Below are 22,180 nucleotides of genomic sequence, written 5' to 3' on the forward strand. Positions count from 1 at the left end.
ACCAGGCGGTTGCGCACATGCAGCGATGCCTGGAAGCCGATCTGCGCCTTCTGGATCGCGACCATGGTCTCTTCGAGGCTCACGGCGGGATTCTCGAGCTGCACTTCACGTTGCAGATTGCCCGAGTGTTCCTGCGCGGCGCTCACCGATTGCAGAGCACCCTTGAGTGCCTGGGTAAAGCCCCCGTCGATCTCCCGGGTAGAGGTAGGCGTTGCAGCAACGCGGCGGGGCAGGTCAGTGCCGGAGAGGGAAGGAATCGAAGTATTGATGCGCAGGTCCATGACAAATCCCTTGGGAGTTTGTGAGATGGGTTGAATCGTAGGTGCTCGGCGACAGTTCATCTCGGGGAATAGATGCCCAAAGGCGCGCCTTATCGGCGGAACGTGCCGGCCCGAAGTCCGAATAATCGGTCGCACGTCAGGCTCCCTGTTGGGCCTCACCAAATTGGAACCAAGATGTCTGCAGTCGCTGAAATCCCCGTCGTCGTAAATCCTCCCGCCAGCCCTTCGTGGACCCAGCGGATGTCCTCCATGGATAAAGGCCAGCGCCTGCGCCTGGGCGCCGTCGCCGTTCTGGTGGTGGTCGGTCTGGTCGCGGCGGTGATGTTCAATCGCCAGCCCGATTACAAAGTGCTGTTCTCCAACCTGAGCGACAAGGATGGCGGCGCCATCGTCGCCCAGCTGACCACGCTCAATGTGCCTTACCAGTACAGCGAAGGTGGCGGCGCGATCCTGATTCCGGCCGACCGCGTGCACGATGTGCGCCTCAAGCTCGCGACCCAGGGTCTGCCCAAGGGCTCGGTGACCGGCTTCGAGCTGATGGAAACCAGCCGCTTCGGCATCACGCAGTTCCAGGAGCGGCTGAACTTCCAGCGCGGCCTTGAAGGCGAGCTGACGCGCTCCATCCAGGCGCTGGCTTCGGTGCAGAACGCCCGCGTGCACCTGGCGCTGCCCAACCAGAACGGATTCTTCCGCGAACAGCAAAAGCCATCGGCTTCGGTGCTGGTGACGCTGCACCCGGGCCGTTTCCTGGACCGCGCGCAGATCGCCGGCATCGTGCACCTCGTCGCTTCGAGCGTGCCCGAACTCCAGCCTGCGGCCGTGAGCATTCTCGACGACACCGGCAAGCTGCTGTCGCAGTCGCCCGACGGCAATGGCAACCAGGTCGATGTGCAGAAGCTGATGTACACCCAGCAGATCGAGCAGCAGTACACGCGCCGCATCCTGGACATTCTCGAACCCGTGGTCGGCAAGGACAATGTGCGCGCCCAGGTCACTGCCGACATGGATTTCAGCCAGACCGAGTCCACGTCCGAGCAGCACCGCCCCAACCAGGGACCTGACAGCAGCGCGGTGCGCAGCCAGCAGGTGGTCGAAAGCTCGGGCTCGCAACAACCCGCACAGCCCACAGGCGTGCCCGGCGCGACCAGCAACCAGCCTCCCGTGGCCGCGGCCGCACCCGTCAATGGCGCCAATCCCGCACCCGCCGCGGCCAATGGCCAGGGCGCTGCGACCGGCGCCAAGCGTGAATCGCTGACAAATTACGAAGTCGACAAGACGGTGCGTGTGACGCGCAGCAGCAGCGGCGCGATCAAGCGCCTGACCGCTGCCGTGGTGGTCAATTACCAGCCCGTGACGACCGAAGCCGGCCAGGCGCCGGTGCAGCAGGCCCTTTCGGCCGAGCAGCAAGCCAAGATGCTGGCCCTGGTGCGCGAAACCATTGGTTTCAGCCAGGAGCGCGGCGACTCGGTCAACCTGATGAATGCGCAGTTCCGCGACGACAGCGTTCCAGTGGTGGAACTGCCGCTGTGGAAGCAGCCCGAAGTGATCGAGCTGGCCCGTACGCTGGCCTGGCCTCTGGGTCTGGCACTGTTTGGCGCAATCCTGATTCTGGGCCTGTTGCGGCCGCTGCTCAAGAGCCGGGCCGTCGAGGCCAAGGGCTCGCAGCTCGACGCACTCGAAGCCGACGATCCGGACCGTCCGCCGCTGCTGGGCGGACCCGTGGCGGAACTGACGCCGACGGAAAGCCAAGTGCGCCTGGAGCAGGCACGTCAGTTGACCAAGCAGAACCCGATCGCCGTGGCGAATATTGTGAAAACCTGGGTGAACGGCGAAAGCTGATCGAACCCACACATGGACGAAGTTTCCTATGGATGAACGAGGCCTCAACGACGCCGCCATCTTGCTGATGTCTCTTGGCGAGGAAGAGGCGGCCGAGGTGTTCAAGCACCTGTCGCCCAAAGAAGTACAGAAGCTCGGCGAAACGATTGCGCGCATGCGCGGCGTTTCGCGCGAGAAAGTCGACTTCGTGATCAACCGTTTCACCGACGATGCCGCGGCCCAGAGCCTGCTGGTCAACGATGCCAGCGACTACGTGCGCTCGGTGCTGCGCCGCGCGCTCGGTGAAGACAAGGCATCGCTGCTGATCGATCGTATCCTGCAGGGCGGCGACGTCTCGGGCATCGAAAGTCTCAAGTGGATGGACCCGCTGTCGGTGGCCGAGCTGCTGCGCGGCGAGCATCCGCAGATCGTCGCAGCCATCCTGGTTCACCTGGAATACGAGCAATCGGCCGCGGTGCTGATGCAGTTGCCCGATCGCTTTCGCAGCGAAGTGCTGCTGCGCGTGGCGACGCTCGAAGGTATTCAGCCGACGGCGCTCAAGGACCTCAACGAAGTGCTGTTCAAGGTGCTCGCCGGCGGTGACAAGGTGCGCAAGACTTCGCTGGGCGGCGTCAAGACCGCGGCCGAAATCATCAATCAGCTTGGCGGCAACGCCGATGTGGCGGTGCTCGACACCATCCGCAACTACGACGTCGACCTGGCGCAGAAGATCATGGACAAGATGTTCGTGTTCGACGATCTGGTCAAGCTCGACGACCGCTCGCTGCAGCTGGTGCTGCGCGAAGTGGCTTCCGAGACACTGATCGTCGCGCTCAAGGGCGGGACCATGGAAGTGCGCGACAAGATTCTCGCGAACATGTCTATGCGCGCCTCCGAAGCCCTGCGCGAAGACCTCGAGTCGCGTGGCCCCATGCGCCTGTCCGAAGTCGAAGCGCAGCAGAAGGAAATTCTCAAGGTGGTGCGCCGCCTTGCGGAAGAGGGTCAGGTCACCATAGGCGGCGCTGCCGAAGACAGCTATGTCTAACGGAATGAATTCCCGCTTCATCCCCAGCGAGGAAATCGACGCTGGTGCCGTGGTGCAGTGGCGCTTCGGCGCGGTCGGCGATGCCGGCCTGGTGCCCAAGCTGCCGCACGAAAGCAGCCTTGACCAGCGCCTGGATATGGATGTGATCGACGCACCGGCTGCCACAGCGGCGCCCGAGCCTCAGCAGGACGCCGCGGAAATCGAGGCCCTGCTGCAGCAAGCGCGCGAACAGGCGCATGCCGAAGGCCGCGCCCAGGGCCTGGCCCAGGGCCGCGCCGAAGCCACGAACGAATGGCAGCAGCGCATGGACAGCTACACCTCGGGTGCGGGTCGCGAAACCGCGCAACGCATGCAGGCGCTGGTCGAAAAATGCGAAGACAGCCTGCAGGCGCTCGAACAGAACATGGCTTCCGAAGTGCTGCAACTGGCCTGCGACATCGCGCGCCAGGTGGTGCGCCAGGAGCTGGCCTGCAAGCCCGAGGCCTTGCTGCCCGTGGTGCGCGAAGCGCTGGACATGCTGGTCACCGAAGGCCGCGCCGTCACGGTGCGCCTCAACCCGGTGGACTGGGAAGTGCTGGACGCGCCGCTGCGTGCCGAACATGGCGCTGCTGGAAAGCTGCAATGGCTCGCCGATGCGTCGGTGCACGCGGGCGATGTGCGCGTCGATTCGGGCGGCGCGGTGATCGAGGCGGGTCTCGACAGCCGCTGGCGCCGTGCCGTGGCCGCGCTGGGTCTGGTTTCTTCCTGGTACGAGGGCGGCCATGCCGAATGAGACCGCACTGGCCCCCTGGAAGGATTTCGTCGCGGGCGCGCGTGCGCGCTACGCCCAGCCCGTGGCGCTGGAAAGCCGCGGCACGCTGAGCCGTCTCACGGGCCTGGTGCTCGAGGCTTCGGGCCTGCGCGTGCCCGTGGGCGCGCAATGCCATGTGCAGATGCCCCACCAGGCCCCGGTGCTGGCCGAAGTTGTCGGTTTTTCCGGTGAGAAAGCATTTCTGATGCCCGCGGGCGACATTCAAGGCCTGTCGAGCGGCGCGGTGGTCACGCCCGCGCCGGCCTTCGTGCCCATGCCGCGTTTTGGCGAGCCGGTGGCCGAAGTGTCGCTGGCCACGGGCATGCTGCGCCTGCCCATGGGCGACGGCCTGCTCGGCCGCGTCGTGGATTCCCAAGGCGTGCCGCTGGACCATGCGGGCCCGGTGACCGATGTCACGGCCGAGCCCATGGACCGGCGCCAGATCAATGCGATGGACCGCGACCCGGTGCGCGAGCCGCTGGACACCGGCGTGCGCGCCTTGAACGCGCTGCTGAGCGTGGGCCGCGGCCAGCGCCTGGGCCTGTTCGCGGGCTCGGGCGTGGGCAAGAGCGTGCTGCTGGGCATGATGGCGCGCTACACCAAGGCCGACGTGATCGTCGTCGGCCTGATCGGCGAGCGCGGCCGTGAAGTCAAGGAATTCGTCGAGGACATTCTCGGCGCCGAGGACCGCGGCCGTGCCGTGGTGGTGGCCGCGCCGGCCGATGCGCCGCCGCTGCTGCGCATGCAGGGCGCGGCCTATGCGACGGCGATTGCCGAGCATTTCCGCGACAAGGGCCAGCATGTGCTGCTGTTGATGGATTCGCTCACGCGCTATGCGATGGCGCAGCGCGAGATCGCGCTGGCCATTGGCGAGCCGCCCGCCACCAAGGGCTATCCGCCGTCGTGCTTCGCCAAGCTGCCTCAGCTCGTCGAGCGCAGCGGCAACGGCCTCAACGGCGTGGGCTCGATCACGGCGTTCTATACCGTGCTGTCTGAAGGCGACGACCAGCAGGATCCGATCGCCGACGCGGCGCGCGCCATTCTCGACGGCCACATCGTGCTGTCGCGGGCCCTGGCCGAAACCGGGCATTTCCCGGCAATCGACATCGAGCAGTCGGCCTCGCGCGTGATGCACAACGTGGTCGCACGCGAGCATTTCGAGCTCGCCCGGCGCTTCCGTGCGGTGTATTCGCGCTACCAGAAGAGCCGCGATCTGATCCAGGTCGGCGCCTATGTCGCCGGCTCCGATCCGCAGATCGACGAAGCCGTGAAGCTGCAGCCCGCGATGGCAAGTTTCCTGCAACAGAACATGTTTGAAGCCGCAACCATGGACGAGAGCATCTCGGGCATGGCGGCACTGCTCGGTCACTAACGCGAAGGGCTGAAATGTCGTCTTTGAATGCACTGATGGTGGCGATCGAGGCAGCCATGCGCAAGCGCGATGACGCGCGCCAGGCACTGCAGGCGCGCGTCCAGGCCTGCCAGGCCGCGCAGGCCCAGATGGACCAGCTGCAGGACTACGCGGCGCAGATGCAGCAGCGCTGGGGAGCGCATGAAAACCAGGCAGTCCAGCCCGAAGTGATGTACCACCAGTACCAGTTCATGGAACGCCTGTCGCATGCCAGCAACCTGCAGACCAAGGTCATCAAGGACCAGGCCATACGCCTGGAAGCCGCGCAGAAGGCGCTGATGGCCTGCGAGCTGCGTCTGACCAGTCTGCAGAAAGTCGTGGCCGCACGCCAGCGCGACATTTCCCTGGCGCAGATGCGCCGCGAACAGAAACAGACCGACGAGCGCGCCGCGCTGCAATTCATCGGCCGCACCTTTGGAATGCAGTTCCAGGAAGCATGAACATGGAAAACACCGCGATCCGTTCCCCCAGCAGCCCAGCGCCCGCAAATGCCGTGGCGCGCCATTCCGGCGCCCGCCAGGCCGCGGGCACCGACGCGGTTGACGCGAAGGGGGGCTTTTCGCTGCTGCTCGCAGACATGGCCGAAGGTGCGGGCGTGGCCGAGACGCCGGCGCCTGTTTTGCCGGCCGTGGTCGCCGAGCAGGAAGATCCGCTGACCCGTGGCGAGCTGCCGCCCGCCGACTGGCTGGCTGGCGAGCTGTTGCCGGGTGCGCAGCCGTCCGCCGAACAAGCTGCGCTGCCCGCGGCCCAGGCTTCGGCTGCCTTGCCATCGGCGGCGGCGCTGCCGGCGGCCGATTCGGCATCCGCGGCGCCGGCGCCCGGCGCGCTGGCTGCCGGCGCGCTGGCTGCCGATTCGCTGACGCCCACCGAGTGGTTGCCCGAAGTCGGCGCCTTCGCGTTGTCCAGCCTGATAGGGCAGACGGCACGCATGGATGGCGCGGCCGATGCCGCGCTGCGTGATGGACGGGGCCTGGATCTGGGCGAGACCGATGGCGGCGCGCGCCAGGCTGCGCTGCCCATGGGCGCCGGTCGCGGCCCCTTCGCCGCGAATCTGTCGGCCGGCGCGCAGGCTGCTGGAAATGCCTGGGGTGGCGTGCCGGTTGCCGTCGGCGAGGCGCTGACACAGGTCGCGGCCGACATCGCCGATACCGCCGATATCGCCGCCCAGCCCAGCACGCTGTCGCTCAACCCCGCCGAGCGCGGCGCCCAGCCCCATGGGCTGGCCGCGCTGTTGGCGCGCATGGATACCGAGGCCACGCCCTGGGCGATGCCGGGCTTGCCCATGGCCGGTAGCCCCGCTCCGGCCGCTGCTGCTAGCCAGGGCGATGCCGCGATTTCTGCCGTCGGCGCTGGCGCGGGTGGCACGGCCGACACCGCGGCTGACGCCGGCAGCGTCGATACCGCAATGACCGATGCCGCGGCGCCCGACGCGGTGCTGGCGCAAGCCGATGACAACTGGGCCGATCAGCTGTCTGAACAGGTGGCGTTCTGGGTGCAGCAGAAAACCCAGCGCGCGGAGATGACCATAGACCGCCAGGGCCGACCGGTCCAGGTGCAGGTGACGATCACCGGCAACGAAGCCCATGTCACTTTCCGCAGCAGCGAGCAGCAGACGCGCGACATGCTCGACGCCGGCACCGCGCAGCTGCGCGAAATGCTCGAGCAGCAAGGCCTGAACCTGGCCAGCGTCACGGTGCAGAGCGGCGATGCCGGAGGGCAGGGCAGCGCTTCGCGCCAGGACTCTCAGGGCCGGCCGGCGACATCGCCAGGTGAAGGCGGCCAGCGCCAGATCGCCCAGGTATCGGTCGATCTGCGCGCGCGTCCCGATGCCGCGCGCAGCGTCGATCTGTTCGTGTAAGCGGCTCCAAGCCGCAGTAAAGCCGGGGTTTCTGTCGTCTATTCAGCCCATGCGGGGGCGCCGAAGACGGAATAATGGGTGCTATCAGTGAGCCGAACCTGCGTCTGTGTCGGGCGGCTTTTCTACAGCAAGGAAACCCAACGTGTCCGCCAAACCCCCCGCAGCAGCAGCAGCCCCCGCCAAGGAACCCGCCAAGAGCAAGCTGGTTCTGATTGGCGCCATTGTCGTCGTGCTGATCGTTCTGGCCGCGGCCGCCTTCCTGTTCCTCAACTCCCGCAACCAGGACAGTGAAGAGCATGCCAACGCGCCCGCCGCTGTCGTCGTGCCCACGTTCCTGCCGCTGGAAAACATGGTGGTCAACCTTGCCGATCCCGGCGGTGACCGCTTTGTGCAGTTGGGCATCACGCTTGAACTGCAGGACGACAAGACCGCTGGCGTGGTCAAGCAATACCTGCCCAGCATACGCAGCGGTGTGCTGATGCTGGTGTCGCAGCGCTCTTCGGAAGAATTGCTGGCGCGCGAAGGCAAGGAAAAACTCGCCGCCGACATCCGCGAGGAAGTCAGCCGTCCGCTGGGCCTGGGTGCCGCGGCCAAGCCGCGTGCCGAGGCCGACGAGGAATCGGCCGATGAAGAAGAGCGTCCACGTCGCCGCCAGCAGCAAAATGCCGTGCGCCGCGTGCTGTTCTCCAGCTTCATCATTCAGTGAACCACCAAGGGATCTGCCATGAGTGATTCATTTCTCTCCCAGGAAGAAGTCGATGCCCTTTTGGAGGGCGTGACCGGAGAGAGCCAGAAGTCGACGATCGAAGAGGTCGAGGCGGGCTCGGTCCGCAATTACGACATCTCGAGCCAGGAACGCATTGTGCGTGGGCGCATGCCCACGATGGAAATCGTCAACGAACGGTTTGCGCGCAACTTCCGCATCGGCCTGTTCAATTTCATCCGCCGCAGCCCCGAAGTTTCGGTCGGCACGGTGGCGGTGCAACGCTACAGCGCTTTCCTGCGCGATCTGGCGGTGCCCACCAATTTCAACATCGTGGCGATTCGCCCGCTGCGCGGCAACGGCCTCGTGGTCTGCGATCCGTCGCTGGTGTTCGGCGTGATCGACACGCTCTACGGCGGCACCGGCCGACTGCAGACGCGCATCGAAGGCCGCGATTTCTCGCACACCGAGCAGCGCGTGATCAACCGTCTGGTCGACGTGATCTGCGAGGAGTATCGCAAGGCCTGGCACGGCATCTATCCGCTGGAGCTGGGCTACCAGCGCTCGGAAATGCAGCCGCAGTTCGCGAACATCGCCACGCCCAGCGAAATCGTCGTCTCCACGGCGTTCCAGCTGGAAATCGGCGACATCTCGGGCGCTATCCATATCTGCATGCCCTATGCGACGCTGGAGCCTATCCGCGACGTGCTGTATTCCTCGACGCAGGGCGATTCGATAGAAGTCGATCGCCGCTGGGTCAAGGTGCTGACGCGCGAGATCCAGGCTGCCGAAGTGACGCTCGTGGCCGAGCTGGCGCGCGCCGATGCAACCGTCGAACAGTTGCTGGCCATGAAGGCCGGCGATTTCATCGAACTTGATCGCGAGCCCCGCATTCGTGCCTCGATAGGCGGGGTTCCGGTTTTCGAGTGCCAGTACGGCACGCACAACGACAAATACGCAATCCGCATCGAGCAGTGCCTGCGCGGCGCTGATGCGAATTGGATGGGAGAGAAACATGGCAAATGACAACACCACCGATGCAACCGGCGACGACGCTTTCTCCGGCTGGGCCGAGGCCCTGCAGGAGCAGAACGAGCGCGACAAGACAGTCGACGTAGAACAGGGCGGACCGCTGAGCGGCGAACCCACGCGTCCCGGTTTCGCGGGCGGCGAAGTGCCGGTCAACGACATCAACATGGTGCTCGACATCCCGGTGCAGCTGTCCGTGGAGCTGGGCCGCACCAAGGTGCCTATCAAGTACATCCTGCAACTGGCCCAGGGCTCGGTCGTCGAACTCGATGCGCTGGCCGGCGAACCCATGGACGTGCTGGTCAACGGCTACCTGATCGCCCAGGGCGAGGTGGTGGTGGTGAACGACAAGTTCGGTATCCGCCTGACCGATGTCGTAACGCCTTCCGAGCGTCTGCGCCGTGTCAGCCGTGGATAGCGGCAGCCTGTCCCAGACGTTGCTCGCGGTGCTGGCCTTCGTGGCCGTGATCGCGGCGCTGCCCTGGCTGGTCAAGCGCATGCAGCAGCGCCAGGCGATTGCGCGTGGCGGCGACGTCAGCACGCGCGTGCTGTCGGCCGTGGCCGTCGGCGCGCACCAGCGCGTGGTGACCGTCGAAGTCGGCGAAGGCGCGCACAAGACGCGTCTGGTGCTGGGCGTGACCGCGCAGCAGATCAACTGCCTGCATGTTCTGACGACAGGCGCCGCGCCGGCGCCGGCCGCGGATGTCGCCACATTTTCCCAGGCCATGGCCGTCGCCAAGACGGCCGCCCCCGCAGACAAGGCTCCCCATGTTGAATAAGCCCTCTGCGCTGCGCGGCCTGGCCGCGACGGCGCTGTTTGCCGCCGCCGCGCTGCCCGTCGCGGCGCTGGCGCAGTCCGCGCCCGGTGCGGGCGGCACGCTGCCGCTGCTCGTGGGCTCGGGCGGCGGCACCAGCTTTTCCGTTCCCATCCAGACGCTGCTGTTCTTTACGGCGCTGTCGTTCCTGCCCGCGATCCTGCTGATGATGACCGGCTTCACGCGCATCGTGATCGTGCTGTCGCTGCTGCGCCAGGCACTGGGCACGCAGTCGGCGCCTCCGAACCAGGTGATCGTCGGCCTGTCGCTGTTTCTCACGATGTTCGTGATGGGTCCAACGCTGGACCGCGTGTACAAGGAAGCCTATCAGCCCTACACGGCGAACACCATGAGCTTCGAGGAAGCCGTGGGCAAGGCCGAAGCGCCGATGCGCGACTTCATGCTCAAGCAGACGCGCCAGTCCGACTTCGCGCTGTTCGCGCGCCTGGCCAAGCTCGATGCCGGCGTCACGGCCGAAACCGCGCCGCTGCGCGTGCTGGTGCCGGCATTCGTGACCAGTGAACTCAAGACCGCGTTCCAGATCGGCTTCATGATCTTCATTCCGTTCCTGGTCATCGACATGGTGGTGTCGAGCATTCTCATGTCGCTGGGCATGATGATGCTGTCGCCGGTGCTCGTGGCGCTGCCGTTCAAGATGATGCTGTTCGTGCTGGCCGACGGCTGGAACCTGCTCATAGGCTCGCTGGCCGCAAGCTTTGCCACTTAGGACCCCGCCATGACTTCGCAAATGGTTCTGACCTTCGGCCGCGACGCATTGATGCTGCTGCTGATGATTTCCATGCCGGTGCTCGGCGTGGTGCTGGCCGTGGGCCTGCTGGTGAGCATTTTCCAGGCTGTGACCCAGGTGCATGAAGCCACGCTGGCTTTCGTTCCCAAGCTGCTGGCGGCCGTCGCCGTGTTTGCGATCGCCGGGCCCTGGATGCTCAGCACGCTGGTCGACTTCATTCGCCGCACCATCGAATCCATTCCCGCGGCGCTGGGCTAGAACGCCTGGCTTCTCATTTCCCTGCGCCTGCCGTGATTACTTTCAGTGAAGCCCAGATCGTTGCCTGGATGTCGCCCGTTCTGTGGCCGTTCGTGCGCGTGCTGGCCATGTTCACGGCGGCGCCGGTGTTCTCGCAGCGCTCCATCCCCATGCGCGCCAAGGTCGGGCTGGCGTTCCTGGTCGCGGTCTGCGCCCAGGCCACGCTGGTCGGCCAGCCCGTGGTCAGCGTCAATTCCGCGGCCGCGCTGGGCACGCTGGTGCAGCAGATCGTCGTTGGCCTGGCCATAGGCTTTGCGGTGCGCCTGGTGTTCGCCGCGCTCGAAGTCGCGGGCGAGCTGATCGGCCTGCAGATGGGCCTGAACTTCGCCTCGTTCTTCGACCCGGCCAGCAATGCCCAGATCAGCGCGATCTCGCGCTTCTTCGTGCAGATCGGCACCTTGATGTTCATCGTCATCAATGGCCACCTGCTGCTGCTGATGGCAGTAGTCAAGAGCTTCGACGCCTTCCCTGTCGACGGCAATTTCATGCAGTCGCTGGCACAGATGCGCATCTACGAGATGGGCGGCGCGGTGTTTGCGAGCGCGTTCTGGATCGCGCTGCCGATGATCGCCATGCTGCTGTTCGTCAACCTGGCGCTGGGCATCATCTCGCGCGTCGCGCCGCAGATGAACATCTATGCCGTGGGTTTCCCGGTCACGCTGACCGTGGGCCTGATAGGCATAGTCGCCACCTTGCCTATGCTGGAGCAGCCGCTGATGGCGTTGCTGCAGCGGGCCATGGACATCTTTGGGGTACAGATCTAGGCCCCCACGCTTGCCCACTTCGTGTGGCTGCGCTGGGGGAAAGCCCCCCATCCCCTGGTTTTCCGCTCGCCCTGAGCTCACCTGCGAGGCCCAGTCAAAGGGTCAACGCAGGGCGTAAAGCTAGGCCGTCGGGGGGTTCCCCTGAATGCCCGCCCCGCGGGGCAAGCCCTCAAACCAGCTGGTTGCGAATGGCGTACACCGTGAGTTCGGCGTTGTTGCTCAGCTGCAGCTTCTCGAGCACGCGTGCGCGGTAGACGCTCACCGTCTTGGGGCTGAGCATCAGTTCCTCGGCGATATCGGTCAGGCGCTTGCCCGAGGCGATTTTCAGCAGCGTCTGCAACTCGCGCTCTGAAAGGCTTTCGTGCGGCACTTCGACCATAGGCTGCGACAGGCTCTCGGCAAGCATCTGGGCGACTTCGGCGGTGAGATATTTACGCCCCTGCATGACCACGCGCACCGCGTCGATCAGCACCACCGGGTCGCCCGCCTTGTTCGCATAGCCTTGGGCGCCGGCCTTGAGACAGCGCAGCGCGTACTGGTCTTCGGGGTACATCGACACCACCAGCACCTTGATGGTCGAGTGCGTCTCGCGCAGGCTGGCCAGCACTTCGAGGCCGCTGCGCCCCGGCATGTTGAGATCGAGCAGCAGCACATCGCAGGTCGCGGTGCGCAGCACCTCGCGCAGTTCCGAGTAACCCGAGGCCTCGGCGGTGACGGTGATGTCTGGAGCCTCCGTCAGGGTATCGCGTATGCCCCGGCGCAAGATCGCATGGTCATCGCAAATTACCACATGAATCAAAGAAACTCTCCCGGAATGAAATCAGCCTGAATGTTAGTGGGATGGCAAAGGTATGGACACAATGATGGATGTTCCTCGGCCCGGCTGGCTGCTCACATCGAGCCAGCCGTCAACGGTGCGCGCGCGTTCCTGCAGTCCGCGCAAGCCGAAGGAGCGCGGCTTCTCGCGCTGCGCAGCCGTCATACCGCAGCCATTGTCCGTCACCTCGAGGGTCAGAAAGCCTTCGCGGTCCGACAGGTCGATCTCCACCCGGCTGGCCTGGGCGTATTTGCCGATGTTGGTCATCGCTTCCTGCGCGCAGCGGTAGGCGACCAGCTGGATTTCGGGCGAGGCCGCGATCTGCGCGCTGCTGGTGCGCATCTGCACCGCGACGCCCGTGCGGCGCTCGAAGCCTTCGGCCAGCCACTGCACCGCGGCCACCAGGCCCTGGTCCAGCACCGGCGGGCGCAGATTCATCATGATGCGCTGGCTTGCGCCCAGCGCGAGCTGCAGCATTTCAAGCGCCGACAGCGCATGGGCGTGCAGCGGCTGGTCCGCCGGGGTATTGCGCGTGATCCAGGCCAGGTCGAACTTGACGGATGTCAATGAGCCGCCGATGTCGTCATGGATTTCGCGCGCGATCGACGCACGCTCCTCCTCGATCGAGGATTGGAGGTGATCGGTCAACTCGGCCAGGCGCTGCTGCGACAGCGCGAGTTCGGCCATGGCCTGCTTCTTGGCGCGGCGCGCCTCATGCACTTCCATGGCGCGCGTGAGCACCTGGGGCAGGCGGGCGATGTCTTCCTTGCGCAGGAAATCGGTCATGCCAAGGCGCATCACGTCGACGGCCGCGGCTTCGCCGATCGCGCCCGACAGCAGAACGAACGGTGGTCGCTGGGCCAGCGGCGCGACCAGCGCCCAGGCGTCGAGCGCGGTGAAGCCGGGCAGGTGATAGTCCGCCAGGATCAGGTCGAAGACCTGGCTTTGCAGCGCCTGCTGCAATGCATCCAGCGTGTCCACGGTCTGGATGCGGCAGTCCAGCCCGGCACGTCGCAATATGATGCGGGCCAGGCCTTGGTCGGCAGGTGAATCCTCGATATGGAGGATATGCAGGGCTTGATCTAGGCTTTCAATGACCATAGGAGCGCTATCATAGGATACATCTTGGAACACACCGGGTAAGCTTTTGTTTGCTGGGCTGGAGGAGGACGTGATTCATTGCGCCACTCCAGCCGTGTGCCGCTGGCCTTGTGCGCAAGCACGAGGGCGGTCGATGGGTTCACTCTGGCGCGTCCAGCGTGGTTTATGAAGCATTTGCATCCGAGCAGGGTGCTGGAAAAACAATGCAGTCAACGCTAACAGAGTCGGGGCAGCCTGCGGTCCAACTGCCAGTCATGGCGGCGGCCGATATACAGGACTCGCTGCTGGTGGTGATGCGCGACCTCCATCGCCTCGAAGGCCTGCTCAACCATGCGACCGACAACTTGATTGCCCGTTTTGACGAGGCCAATGCCTTGCTCGATCCCTTGGGAGTCGACCAATCCGGCCAGCTTGGGGCAGCACGCCATGTCCTGCGTTCGGCAGTGACCGAATTGCAGTTTCACGACCTCGCAAGTCAATTGATCAATCACACCACGCGGGTGCTGCAAGGCTGTGCATTTCGCCTGGCGAATGAGACCATGGGGCAGGACGAGGACGAAGTGAGCGCACCGCTCGCCGCAATGGCCCCCCAGCGCCCCAACCCCGTGACCCAGAGCGAGATGGATGCCGGTTCGGTGGAACTGTTTTGACATCCTCCCGTTTCACGCCCCCTATTTGAAAGTTCGTTACATGCGTTCAATTCTGGCCGTAGATGATTCCCCTTCCATGCGCAAGATGGTGGCCTTTACCCTTTCGGGGGCGGGTTACCACGTCGTGGAAGCGGTGGATGGTCTGGATGCCCTGGCCAAGGCACAGGCGCAGCAGATTGATCTGGTGCTTGCCGACCAGAACATGCCCAACCTCGACGGCATCGGTCTGACGCGCCAGTTGCGCGAGTTGCCGCGTTTCAAGAACACGCCGATTTTGATTCTCACCACCGAGTCCAGCGACCAGATGAAGCAGGCGGGCCGCGCTGCGGGCGCGACGGGCTGGCTGGTCAAGCCTTTCGATCCCAATCGACTGATCGAAGTCATACAAAAAGTCATTCGCTGAGCAACGCCGGCGCGGACGATCCACGGAATACAGGAAACCAGATGGCGGATACACAGCACGACGCAGGCGCGGATTTCGATCTGACCCAGTTCTATCAGATCTTTTTTGAAGAGGCCGGCGAGAACCTCGACCAGATGGAGCAGATGCTGCTCAATCTGGATCTGTCGGCCGCCGACGAGGAAGAGCTCAACGGCATTTTCCGTTGCGCCCATTCGATCAAGGGCGGCTCGGCAACATTCGGCTTTGCCGATGTCGCGGAACTGACCCACAAGATGGAGTCGCTGCTCGATCGGCTGCGTCGCCATGAAATCACGCCCATCCCGCAGATGGTCGATGTGCTGCTCGAGTCGGCGGACGCTTCGCGCAGCCTGCTGGCACGCCATCAGGCCGGCGGTGTGGGCGAAGCCATCTCGACGATCGATCTGGTGCGTCGCATCAGCGAACTCGCCGCGGGTGCGGGCCAAGCCGGTGCGCCGGCCGTCGCCTCACCCGCCGCCGAAGTGTTCGTGCCGACCACGCCTCCCGTCATGGCCCCGGCGCCCGCGCCCGCGCCAGCGCCTGTACCCGTCGCGGCCGACGGCACGCGCGCGCTGCAGATCCGCATCGGGCCGCTGGAGCGCCTGGACCTCGCCGATTCGATCAAGGAGCTGTTCCGCGATATTCCAGGTCTGGGCACCATCAATGACCTGCCCTGCGCCGATGAGGGCTGTCGCCTGTTCAGCGTCAATACGACGTCGACCGATGACGATCTGCTCGATCTGTTCGCTTTCCATGTTTCCAAGGAGCAGGTGCAGATCGCGGGCGCTGCGGCCGCAGCGCCTGCCGCCGTGGCCGAGCCGGCGCCTGCACCAGCCGCGCCCGACGTGGTGGCGCAGGCCGTGATCTACCCCCCGGCCCACGAAGCCTATGGTTTCTTCAGCGGCGCGCCCGGCGAGCCGCAGGCCGTCGATGCCTCGGCCGCGGCCAAGCCCACGGCCAGGGCCGCGAGCCCCGCACAGATGGAGTCGACCAGCATCCGCGTGGCCGTCAACAAGGTCGACCAGCTGATCAATCTGGTTGGCGAGCTGGTGATCACCCAGGCCATGCTGGCCCAGACCAGCCGCGGCCTCGAAGCTTCCGTGAACCAGCAACTGCTGGCCGGCCTCGCCGACCTGGACCGCAATACCCGCGATCTGCAGGAGTCGGTCATGTCGATTCGCATGATTCCCATGTCGACGGTGTTCAGCCGCTTTCCCCGCATGCTGCGCGACCTGGCAAGCAAGCTCGACAAGAAAATCGACCTGCAGACGCTGGGCGAAGCCACCGAGCTCGACAAGGGCCTGGTCGAGAAGATCACCGATCCGCTGACGCACCTGGTGCGCAACAGCGTGGACCACGGCATCGAAACGCCTGCAGAGCGTCTGGCCGCAGGCAAGAGCGAGCAGGGCACATTGACGCTCGCGGCTTCGCACCAGGGCAGCTCCATCGTGATCGAGGTGCGCGACGACGGCCGCGGCATGAACCGCGAGAAGATTCTCGCCAAGGCGCGCGAACGTGGCCTCGACGTGTCGGACCAGATGGCCGATGCCGATGTCTGGCAGTTGATCTTCGCGCCCGGCTTCTCCACGGCCGATGTCGTGACCGACGTTTCGGGCCGCGGCGTGGGCATGGATGTGGTCAAGCGCAACATTGCCGCGCTCAACGGCTCGGTCGAGATCGAGTCGGCCCAGGGCGTCGGCATGCGCGTCGCGGTGCGTTTGCCGCTGACGCTGGCGATCATGGACGGCATGTCCGTGGCCGTGGGCGAAGAGGTCTACATCCTGCCGCTGTCCTCGGTCGTCGAGTCCTTCCAGGTCAAGGCCGATGACATCAGCACCGTGGCCCAGGGCTCGCAGCTGGTCAAGGTGCGCGACGAATACATGCCGGTGATCGCGCTCGAGCGCATCTTCGAAGTGCCGCGCGCCAATGGCAGCGCGCCCAACGCCATCATGGTGGTCGTCGAATCCGACGGCAACCGCGTGGCCCTGCTGGTCGACGAACTGCTGGGCCAGCACCAGGTCGTGGTGAAGAACCTCGAGTCGAACTACCGCAAGGTGCCCAACGTCTCGGGTGCGACCATTCTGGGCGACGGCACCGTGGCGCTGATCCTGGATACCGGCAGCCTCGTGCGGCGTGTGCGTTATTGATGGTTCGGCAAGGCAATCCGCATGAAAGCCGGGGCCTGAAGGCTCTGGCTGCTATCCAACAAGAAAGAGATCAATCATGAGCGTGATGGGAAAGATGGCCGAGGGTACGGCCGCGCGTGAATACCTGACGTTCCGTCTGGACCAGGAGGAATACGGCATCGATATCCTCAAGGTCCAGGAAATCCGTGGCTACGAGCCGCCGACGCGCATCGCCAATGCGCCTTCGTTCATCAAGGGCGTGGTCAATCTGCGCGGCACCATCGTGCCCATCGTGGACATGCGGCTGAAGTTCAACTGCTCGCAGGCCGAGTACAACAGCTTCACCGTGGTGATCATCCTGAACATGCACCAGCGTGTCGTCGGCATCGTCGTCGACTCGGTCAGCGACGTGATGGAGTTGGCTGCCGATGCCATCCGTTCCGCGCCCGATATCGACAGCGCGATCGACAGCGGCAGCATCACCGGCCTGGGCTCGGTGGGCGAACGCATGCTGATCCTGCTGGACATCGAAAAGCTCATGTCGAGCGACGACATGGGGCTGGTGGCCACCGAGTGAGCCTTATCCCTAACCGCCAGTGCCTGCGGGCCCGTGCGATTCCATGACTGCACCCATGCGCCAGACTTCAACCCTTCCTTCGGCACCCGGCATGGATCCGGCGGAAAGTGCCGGCAGCCCGCTGGTGCAGGGCCGCGAATTCGTCTGGGCAGACGCGGACTTCGCCCGCGTGCAGGCGCTGATCTACCAGCGTGCCGGCATCAGCCTGCACGACGGCAAGCACGCCATGGTCTACAGCCGGCTGTCGCGCCGGCTGCGCGAGACCGGGCACGCGAGCTTTCGCGACTATCTTTCCTGGCTCGAGAAGCACGACGGGCCTGAATGGCAGGAATTCGTCAACGCGCTGACGACCAACCTCACGGCTTTTTTCCGCGAGCCGCACCACTTCGAGATTCTCTCGTCGCACCTGCGCAGCAAGCCCGCGGGCACGCCCTGGCGCGCATGGTGCAATGCCGCGTCGACGGGTGAGGAGCCGTATTCGATCGTCATGACGGCGCTCGAGACACTGGGTGCCAAGGCGACATTCAAGCTCTGGGCCAGCGACATCGACTCGCGCGTGCTGGCCTCGGCCGCCGCGGGGGTCTACCGTGCCGAAAACCTCAAGGGGCTGTCGCCCGAACGGCTGCAGCGTTTCTTCCTCAAGGGCAAGGCATCGAATGCGGGCATGGCCAGGGTCAAACCCGAGCTGCAGCAGATGATAGAGTTTCTGAGCGTCAATCTGATACGCGACGACTGGCCGTTTCGCGATCCGTTCGACGTGGTGTTCTGCCGCAACGTGATGATTTATTTCGACGCTGCGACCCAGCGTCGCGTGCTCGAGCGCATCCATCGTGTGATGAAGCCCGGCGGCATGCTGTTCGTCGGCCACGCGGAAAACTTCAGCGAGTCGCGCGATCTGTTCACCTTGCGTGGGAAGACAGTCTATGAACGACGCTGAAAGCTCCAGGGCGGACCTCGCCAGCGCCGACCGGCGCCGTGCGCCGCGCATCGCGCCGCTGCGCAGCGACCTGGCCGCGGCGCCCGCGCCTGCCTCGTCGCTCGAAATCCTGCGCGCGCGCGCGCGCCGGCCGGGACAGGCGTCGTTCTTCTATTTCGATCCGCACTTCCAGTACAACGCGGTCAAGGTGTTGCCGGGCGAATATTTCGTCGCCAACGAGAACATGGCGATCGTCACCGTGCTCGGCTCGTGCATCGCGGCCTGCCTCTGGGACAGCCGCATGCATGTCGGCGGCATGAATCACTTCATGCTGCCCGACAGCGACTCGAGCGATTCCTCGGGGCGCTACGGCTCGTACGCCATGGAATTGCTGATCAACGAAATGCTCAAGCTCGGTGCGCGGCGCGAAACCATGCAGGCCAAGATTTTCGGCGGTGGCCAGGTCATGCACAATTTCACGACGATGAACGTCGGTGAACGCAACACCGAATTTGTCAAACAATATTTGCAGACGGAGCGTATTCCTCTGGTTTCCGAGGATGTGCTTGATATCTACCCCCGCAAGGTGGTGTACTTTCCCGCTACAGGTAAGGCCATGGTCAAGCGCCTGGCCCATGCGCACCCGGAAACCCTGGTGGCGCAGGAGGCCTTGCGCGGCAATGCCGCCACCTTGGCGCGAACGACGGCAGGCGGCTCGGTCGACCTGTTTTGAATAGGACCAGAGCGAATGAACAGGAAAACACGTGTGATTGTGGTCGACGACTCTGCGCTGGTGCGCAGTCTTTTGTCCGAGATCATCAATCGACAGACTGATATGGAGTGCATAGGCACGGCCAACGATCCCTTGATCGCGCGCGAGATGATCCGCGAGATGAACCCAGACGTGATCACGCTCGATGTGGAAATGCCCCGCATGGACGGTATTGACTTTCTGGGTCGGCTGATGCGCCTGCGCCCCATGCCGGTGCTGATGATCTCCACGCTGACCGAGCGCGGTGCCGAAGTCACGATGAAGGCGCTGGAGCTGGGCGCGGTCGATTTCGTCGCCAAGCCGCGCGTGGGCGTGGCCAACGGCTTGAACGATCTGGCTACCGAGATCGTCGACAAGATCCGCGTCGCTGCGGTGGCGCGCGTGCACCGCACGCTGGCTGCCGCCAACTCCGGCGCTGCGGCCCAGAGCGGCGGCGCGTCCGCGCGGCCCGGCCAGGCAGCGCCCGCCGCACCCGCGGCCATGCTCGGCCGCCTGTCGACCGAGAAGATCATCGCCATTGGCGCATCCACGGGCGGCACCGAAGCCATACGCGAAGTGCTGACCCATCTGCCGGCCGACTGCCCGGCCATCGTGATCACCCAGCACATGCCTCCGGGCTTCACCACCAGTTTCGCAGCGCGGCTCAACAGCCTGTGCCAGATCAAGGTCAAGGAAGCCGAGAACGGCGAGCGCATCCTGCCCGGTCACGCTTACATCGCACCCGGCGGCAAGCATTTCTCCATCAACCGCAGCGGTGCCAACTATGTGGCCGTGGTCGACGACGCTCCCCCCGTCAACCGCCACAAGCCGTCGGTCGAGGTGCTGTTCCGTTCGGTCGCCGCCAGCGCCGGCCGCAATGCGGTGGGCGTGATGCTCACCGGCATGGGTGCCGACGGCGCGGTCGCAATGCGCGAGATGAAACTCGCGGGCAGCTACAACTACGTGCAGGACGAAGCCAGCTGCATCGTCTTCGGCATGCCACGCGAAGCCATCGCGCATGGCGCGGCCGACGAAGTGCTGCCGTTGACGCAGATTGCCCCGGCGCTGCTCACGCGTCTGCGCAGCGGCAACGCGCATCACCGCATCTGATCGCGATGCGCGCCCCATAAAAAAAAGGAGCCTAGGCTCCTTTTTTTCGGTCTGTTCGCGCTCAGGCGGACAGCTTGGACCAGCGGTCGAGCGCGTCCATCAGCAGTTCGTCGATCTCGGCGTCGCGCGCGGCGAGCGTTGCGGCGCGCGCTGCGTCCTTGGCGTAGATGCTGCCGTCGGCCAGTTCACCCTGGATAGACTTCTGCTCGGCTTCCAGCGCCGCGATCTGTTCGGGCAACTGTTCCAGTTCGCGCTGTTCCTTGTAGCTGAGCTTGCGCTTGGCCGGTGCCGCGGCAGGCGCGGGTGCGGTGGCAACTGCGGGTGCTGGCGCAGGTTGCCTGGCCGCCTGCTTGGCCTGGGATGCGGCCAGGGCCTTGCTGCGGCGCGACTGCTCGATCCAGTCCTGCACGCCGCCTTCGTATTCGCGCCACAGGCCGTCGCCTTCATAGGCAATGGTGCTGGTCACCACGTTGTCGAGGAAGGTGCGGTCATGGCTCACCAGGAACACCGTGCCGTCATAGTTGGCCAGCAGGTCTTCGAGCAGATCGAGGGTATCGATGTCCAGATCGTTGGTCGGCTCGTCGAGCACCAGCACATTGGCCGGGCGCGCGAACAGCCGTGCGAGCAGCAGGCGGTTGCGCTCACCACCGGACAGCGAGCGCACGGGCGAACGCGCGCGCGCGGGCGAGAACAGGAAGTCGCTCAGGTAGCTCTTGACATGCTTGCGCTGGTTGCCGATCTCGATCCATTCGCTGCCGGGGCTGATGAAGTCCTCGAGCGTGGCGTCCAGATCGACCGCATGGCGCATCTGGTCGAAGTAGGCGATCTGCAGGTTGCCGCCCTGGCGTATGGCGCCGCTGTCGGCGGGCAGGCTGCCCAGGATCATGCGCAGCAGCGTGGTCTTGCCCGCGCCGTTGGGGCCGATCAGGCCGACCTTGTCGCCGCGCAGGATGGTGCCAGTGAAGTTCTTCACGATCAGCTTGTCGCCAAACGACTTGCTGACTTCCTGCAATTCGGCAACGATCTTGCCCTGGTAGCCGTCGCCCTTGCCGGAAGCGATGTCCATATTGACGCTGCCCAGCTTCTCGCGCCGGCTGTTGCGGTTGTCACGCAGCACTTCCAGGCGACCGATGCGGCTTTGGCTGCGCGTGCGGCGCGCTTCCACGCCCTTGCGTATCCAGACTTCTTCCTGAGCCAGCAGCTTGTCGGCCTTGGCGTTGATCACCGCCTCCTGCGCCATCTGCTCTTCCTTCTGGAGCACATACTGCGCGAAATTGCCCGGGTAGGAGCGCAGCGTGCCGCGGTCGAGTTCGACAATGCGCGTCGCGATGGCATCCAGAAAGCTGCGATCGTGGGTGATGGTGATGACACTGCCCTTGAAATCAACCAGCAGGCCTTCGAGCCATTCGATGGCGTCCAGATCAAGGTGGTTGGTCGGCTCGTCGAGCAGCAGCACGTCGGGGCGCGTGACCAGCGCCTGGGCCAATGCCACGCGCTTTTTCGTTCCGCCCGACAGCGTGCCGACCACGGCTTGCGGGTCCAGGTGCAGGCGCTGCAGCGTTTCTTCCACGCGCTGCTCCCAGTTCCAGGCGTCGTAGGCTTCGATCTGCGACTGCAGCGCATCGAGGTCTTCATTCTCGTCGCCCGACAGATAGCGGTCGCGCAACGTGATCACATGCGCGATGCCGGCGGACGCCGATTCAAAAATGGTGTGTTCGGGCAGCAGTTCGGGTTCCTGTGCCACATAGGAGATGCGCACGCCGGATTGCACCTGCATCTGGCCGTCATCGGCCTTGGCGAGGCCGCCAAGAATTTTCAGCAACGAAGACTTGCCGGCGCCGTTGCGCCCAATCAGTCCGATGCGCTCCCCGGTTTCCAGTGAAAGCTGTGCGTGGTCTAACAGGGCCACATGGCCAAAGGCCAGTTGCGCGTCGATTAAGGTAATAAGTGCCATGGTGCGCGCATTATGGACGGGCGCCCTAAAACCTACAGTGCGTGCCTGGCCCTACAGGCGCCCGCCAGGGCGCCTGTCTCACGCCGCAGGCGGGAGAAGGAAAGCTGACAAAAAGTTGAAAAATACCTTTTTCGTGCTTTTTGCTGTGCTACATTTGCACTCCGCTTCGAACACAGCGCTACCGGCAACGGCAGGCTG

The 22,180-nt window shown here is 64.8% G+C and carries 24 protein-coding genes; 20 read left to right on the plus strand and 4 right to left on the minus strand.

The window, feature by feature from the left end:
• Positions 1–281 (minus strand): flagellar hook-basal body complex protein FliE (locus tag RR928_RS18265; protein ID WP_332538998.1); only part of this gene is annotated, 281 nt, incomplete at its 3' end.
• A 174-nt stretch (positions 282–455) separates the two neighbouring features.
• Here RR928_RS18265 and fliF point away from each other — a divergent pair.
• The 13 genes from fliF to fliR all read left to right on the plus strand — a co-directional run bounded on the left by fliF (position 456) and on the right by fliR (position 11,559).
• Positions 456–2,120, plus strand: coding sequence for a flagellar basal-body MS-ring/collar protein FliF (gene fliF, locus RR928_RS18270; protein WP_332538999.1), 1,665 nt, complete (start codon positions 456–458; stop codon positions 2,118–2,120).
• A gap of 28 nt (positions 2,121–2,148) precedes the next feature.
• On the plus strand, positions 2,149–3,144 hold the full coding sequence (gene fliG / locus RR928_RS18275) for a flagellar motor switch protein FliG (RefSeq protein ID WP_332539000.1): 996 nt from the start codon (positions 2,149–2,151) through the stop codon (positions 3,142–3,144).
• Complete coding sequence (locus RR928_RS18280) at positions 3,137–3,916, plus strand: FliH/SctL family protein (protein WP_332539001.1); 780 nt, start codon at positions 3,137–3,139, stop codon at positions 3,914–3,916. Before fliG ends, RR928_RS18280 begins: the two co-directional genes overlap by 8 nt.
• Positions 3,906–5,306 (plus strand): flagellar protein export ATPase FliI, encoded by a 1,401-nt coding sequence (fliI, locus tag RR928_RS18285; RefSeq protein WP_332539002.1) that lies wholly within the window; start codon positions 3,906–3,908, stop codon positions 5,304–5,306. The genes RR928_RS18280 and fliI overlap by 11 nt, the downstream gene beginning before the upstream one ends.
• 14 nt (positions 5,307–5,320) lie before the next feature.
• The gene (locus tag RR928_RS18290) at positions 5,321–5,785 is read left to right on the plus strand and encodes a flagellar export protein FliJ (protein WP_332539003.1); all 465 of its coding nucleotides are present in this window, start codon (positions 5,321–5,323) and stop codon (positions 5,783–5,785) included.
• A gap of 2 nt (positions 5,786–5,787) precedes the next feature.
• Positions 5,788–7,203, plus strand: a complete 1,416-nt coding sequence (locus tag RR928_RS18295; RefSeq protein WP_332548962.1) for a flagellar hook-length control protein FliK — start codon at positions 5,788–5,790, stop codon at positions 7,201–7,203.
• A 142-nt stretch (positions 7,204–7,345) separates the two neighbouring features.
• The gene (locus RR928_RS18300; RefSeq protein WP_332539005.1) at positions 7,346–7,909 is read left to right on the plus strand and encodes a flagellar basal body-associated FliL family protein; all 564 of its coding nucleotides are present in this window, start codon (positions 7,346–7,348) and stop codon (positions 7,907–7,909) included.
• 18 nt (positions 7,910–7,927) lie between these two features.
• Positions 7,928–8,932: a flagellar motor switch protein FliM gene (fliM, locus tag RR928_RS18305; protein ID WP_332539007.1), complete on the plus strand. Its 1,005-nt coding sequence runs from the start codon at positions 7,928–7,930 to the stop codon at positions 8,930–8,932.
• On the plus strand, positions 8,922–9,353 hold the full coding sequence (fliN, locus tag RR928_RS18310; protein ID WP_332539009.1) for a flagellar motor switch protein FliN: 432 nt from the start codon (positions 8,922–8,924) through the stop codon (positions 9,351–9,353). Before fliM ends, fliN begins: the two co-directional genes overlap by 11 nt.
• Positions 9,346–9,714 carry a FliO/MopB family protein gene (locus RR928_RS18315; protein WP_332539026.1) on the plus strand — a complete coding sequence of 123 codons (369 nt, stop codon included), beginning with the start codon at positions 9,346–9,348 and terminating at the stop codon, positions 9,712–9,714. The genes fliN and RR928_RS18315 overlap by 8 nt, the downstream gene beginning before the upstream one ends.
• Complete coding sequence (gene fliP, locus RR928_RS18320) at positions 9,704–10,477, plus strand: flagellar type III secretion system pore protein FliP (protein ID WP_332539011.1); 774 nt, start codon at positions 9,704–9,706, stop codon at positions 10,475–10,477. Before RR928_RS18315 ends, fliP begins: the two co-directional genes overlap by 11 nt.
• A 9-nt stretch (positions 10,478–10,486) precedes the next feature.
• Positions 10,487–10,756 (plus strand): flagellar biosynthesis protein FliQ, encoded by a 270-nt coding sequence (fliQ, locus tag RR928_RS18325; protein WP_332539012.1) that lies wholly within the window; start codon positions 10,487–10,489, stop codon positions 10,754–10,756.
• Positions 10,757–10,788: 32 nt separating this feature from the next.
• Positions 10,789–11,559 (plus strand): flagellar biosynthetic protein FliR, encoded by a 771-nt coding sequence (gene fliR, locus RR928_RS18330; RefSeq protein WP_332539013.1) that lies wholly within the window; start codon positions 10,789–10,791, stop codon positions 11,557–11,559.
• A 169-nt stretch (positions 11,560–11,728) separates the two neighbouring features.
• Here the strand turns inward: fliR and RR928_RS18335 are convergent, their stop codons facing one another.
• Both RR928_RS18335 and RR928_RS18340 read right to left on the minus strand, forming a co-directional pair.
• Positions 11,729–12,358 (minus strand): response regulator transcription factor, encoded by a 630-nt coding sequence (locus RR928_RS18335; protein WP_332539015.1) that lies wholly within the window; start codon positions 12,356–12,358, stop codon positions 11,729–11,731.
• A gap of 33 nt (positions 12,359–12,391) precedes the next feature.
• Positions 12,392–13,477, minus strand: a complete 1,086-nt coding sequence (locus RR928_RS18340) for a hybrid sensor histidine kinase/response regulator (RefSeq protein ID WP_332539016.1) — start codon at positions 13,475–13,477, stop codon at positions 12,392–12,394.
• A gap of 203 nt (positions 13,478–13,680) precedes the next feature.
• Here RR928_RS18340 and RR928_RS18345 point away from each other — a divergent pair, with 203 nt between their 5' ends.
• The 7 genes from RR928_RS18345 (at position 13,681) to RR928_RS18375 (ending at position 20,028) form a co-directional block, all read left to right on the plus strand.
• Entirely contained in the window at positions 13,681–14,127 is a 447-nt protein-coding gene (locus tag RR928_RS18345) for a hypothetical protein (protein ID WP_332539027.1), read from the plus strand.
• Positions 14,128–14,167: 40 nt separating this feature from the next.
• Positions 14,168–14,530: a response regulator gene (locus RR928_RS18350; RefSeq protein WP_159917589.1), complete on the plus strand. Its 363-nt coding sequence runs from the start codon at positions 14,168–14,170 to the stop codon at positions 14,528–14,530.
• A gap of 41 nt (positions 14,531–14,571) precedes the next feature.
• Complete coding sequence (locus RR928_RS18355; RefSeq protein ID WP_332539017.1) at positions 14,572–16,695, plus strand: chemotaxis protein CheW; 2,124 nt, start codon at positions 14,572–14,574, stop codon at positions 16,693–16,695.
• 76 nt (positions 16,696–16,771) lie between these two features.
• A complete protein-coding gene (locus tag RR928_RS18360; RefSeq protein WP_332539019.1) occupies positions 16,772–17,251 on the plus strand; it encodes a chemotaxis protein CheW in 480 nt (159 codons plus the stop codon).
• A gap of 55 nt (positions 17,252–17,306) precedes the next feature.
• Positions 17,307–18,188 carry a CheR family methyltransferase gene (locus tag RR928_RS18365; RefSeq protein WP_442881528.1) on the plus strand — a complete coding sequence of 294 codons (882 nt, stop codon included), beginning with the start codon at positions 17,307–17,309 and terminating at the stop codon, positions 18,186–18,188.
• Positions 18,175–18,900 (plus strand): chemoreceptor glutamine deamidase CheD, encoded by a 726-nt coding sequence (gene cheD / locus RR928_RS18370; RefSeq protein WP_332539021.1) that lies wholly within the window; start codon positions 18,175–18,177, stop codon positions 18,898–18,900. Before RR928_RS18365 ends, cheD begins: the two co-directional genes overlap by 14 nt.
• Positions 18,901–18,915: 15 nt before the next feature.
• Positions 18,916–20,028, plus strand: coding sequence for a protein-glutamate methylesterase/protein-glutamine glutaminase (locus tag RR928_RS18375; protein WP_332539022.1), 1,113 nt, complete (start codon positions 18,916–18,918; stop codon positions 20,026–20,028).
• Positions 20,029–20,089: 61 nt separating this feature from the next.
• Here RR928_RS18375 and RR928_RS18380 read toward each other — a convergent pair whose 3' ends face one another.
• Positions 20,090–21,982, minus strand: coding sequence for an ATP-binding cassette domain-containing protein (locus RR928_RS18380; RefSeq protein WP_332539023.1), 1,893 nt, complete (start codon positions 21,980–21,982; stop codon positions 20,090–20,092).
• Positions 21,983–22,180 lie beyond the last annotated feature (198 nt).

Origin of the sequence: Comamonas sp., assembly GCF_036666375.1 — a bacterium.
Taxonomy (GTDB): domain Bacteria; phylum Pseudomonadota; class Gammaproteobacteria; order Burkholderiales; family Burkholderiaceae_C; genus Comamonas.

What these genes read in the sequence shown, in the direction of transcription:
- fliG (WP_332539000.1), top strand. Translation starts at nt 2,149, where the DNA reads ATGGATGAACGAGGCCTCAACGACGCCGCCATCTTGCTGATGTCTCTT.
- RR928_RS18290 (WP_332539003.1), top strand. Translation starts at nt 5,321, where the DNA reads ATGTCGTCTTTGAATGCACTGATGGTGGCGATCGAGGCAGCCATGCGC.
- RR928_RS18340 (WP_332539016.1), bottom strand. Translation starts at nt 13,477, where the DNA reads ATGGTCATTGAAAGCCTAGATCAAGCCCTGCATATCCTCCATATCGAG.
- RR928_RS18280 (WP_332539001.1), top strand. Translation starts at nt 3,137, where the DNA reads ATGTCTAACGGAATGAATTCCCGCTTCATCCCCAGCGAGGAAATCGAC.
- fliF (WP_332538999.1), top strand. Translation starts at nt 456, where the DNA reads ATGTCTGCAGTCGCTGAAATCCCCGTCGTCGTAAATCCTCCCGCCAGC.
- fliM (WP_332539007.1), top strand. Translation starts at nt 7,928, where the DNA reads ATGAGTGATTCATTTCTCTCCCAGGAAGAAGTCGATGCCCTTTTGGAG.
- RR928_RS18365 (WP_442881528.1), top strand. Translation starts at nt 17,307, where the DNA reads ATGCGCCAGACTTCAACCCTTCCTTCGGCACCCGGCATGGATCCGGCG.
- cheD (WP_332539021.1), top strand. Translation starts at nt 18,175, where the DNA reads ATGAACGACGCTGAAAGCTCCAGGGCGGACCTCGCCAGCGCCGACCGG.
- RR928_RS18360 (WP_332539019.1), top strand. Translation starts at nt 16,772, where the DNA reads ATGAGCGTGATGGGAAAGATGGCCGAGGGTACGGCCGCGCGTGAATAC.
- RR928_RS18295 (WP_332548962.1), top strand. Translation starts at nt 5,788, where the DNA reads ATGGAAAACACCGCGATCCGTTCCCCCAGCAGCCCAGCGCCCGCAAAT.
- RR928_RS18355 (WP_332539017.1), top strand. Translation starts at nt 14,572, where the DNA reads ATGGCGGATACACAGCACGACGCAGGCGCGGATTTCGATCTGACCCAG.
- RR928_RS18375 (WP_332539022.1), top strand. Translation starts at nt 18,916, where the DNA reads ATGAACAGGAAAACACGTGTGATTGTGGTCGACGACTCTGCGCTGGTG.
- fliQ (WP_332539012.1), top strand. Translation starts at nt 10,487, where the DNA reads ATGACTTCGCAAATGGTTCTGACCTTCGGCCGCGACGCATTGATGCTG.
- fliI (WP_332539002.1), top strand. Translation starts at nt 3,906, where the DNA reads ATGCCGAATGAGACCGCACTGGCCCCCTGGAAGGATTTCGTCGCGGGC.
- RR928_RS18350 (WP_159917589.1), top strand. Translation starts at nt 14,168, where the DNA reads ATGCGTTCAATTCTGGCCGTAGATGATTCCCCTTCCATGCGCAAGATG.
- fliN (WP_332539009.1), top strand. Translation starts at nt 8,922, where the DNA reads ATGGCAAATGACAACACCACCGATGCAACCGGCGACGACGCTTTCTCC.
- fliP (WP_332539011.1), top strand. Translation starts at nt 9,704, where the DNA reads ATGTTGAATAAGCCCTCTGCGCTGCGCGGCCTGGCCGCGACGGCGCTG.
- RR928_RS18380 (WP_332539023.1), bottom strand. Translation starts at nt 21,982, where the DNA reads ATGGCACTTATTACCTTAATCGACGCGCAACTGGCCTTTGGCCATGTG.
- RR928_RS18345 (WP_332539027.1), top strand. Translation starts at nt 13,681, where the DNA reads ATGCAGTCAACGCTAACAGAGTCGGGGCAGCCTGCGGTCCAACTGCCA.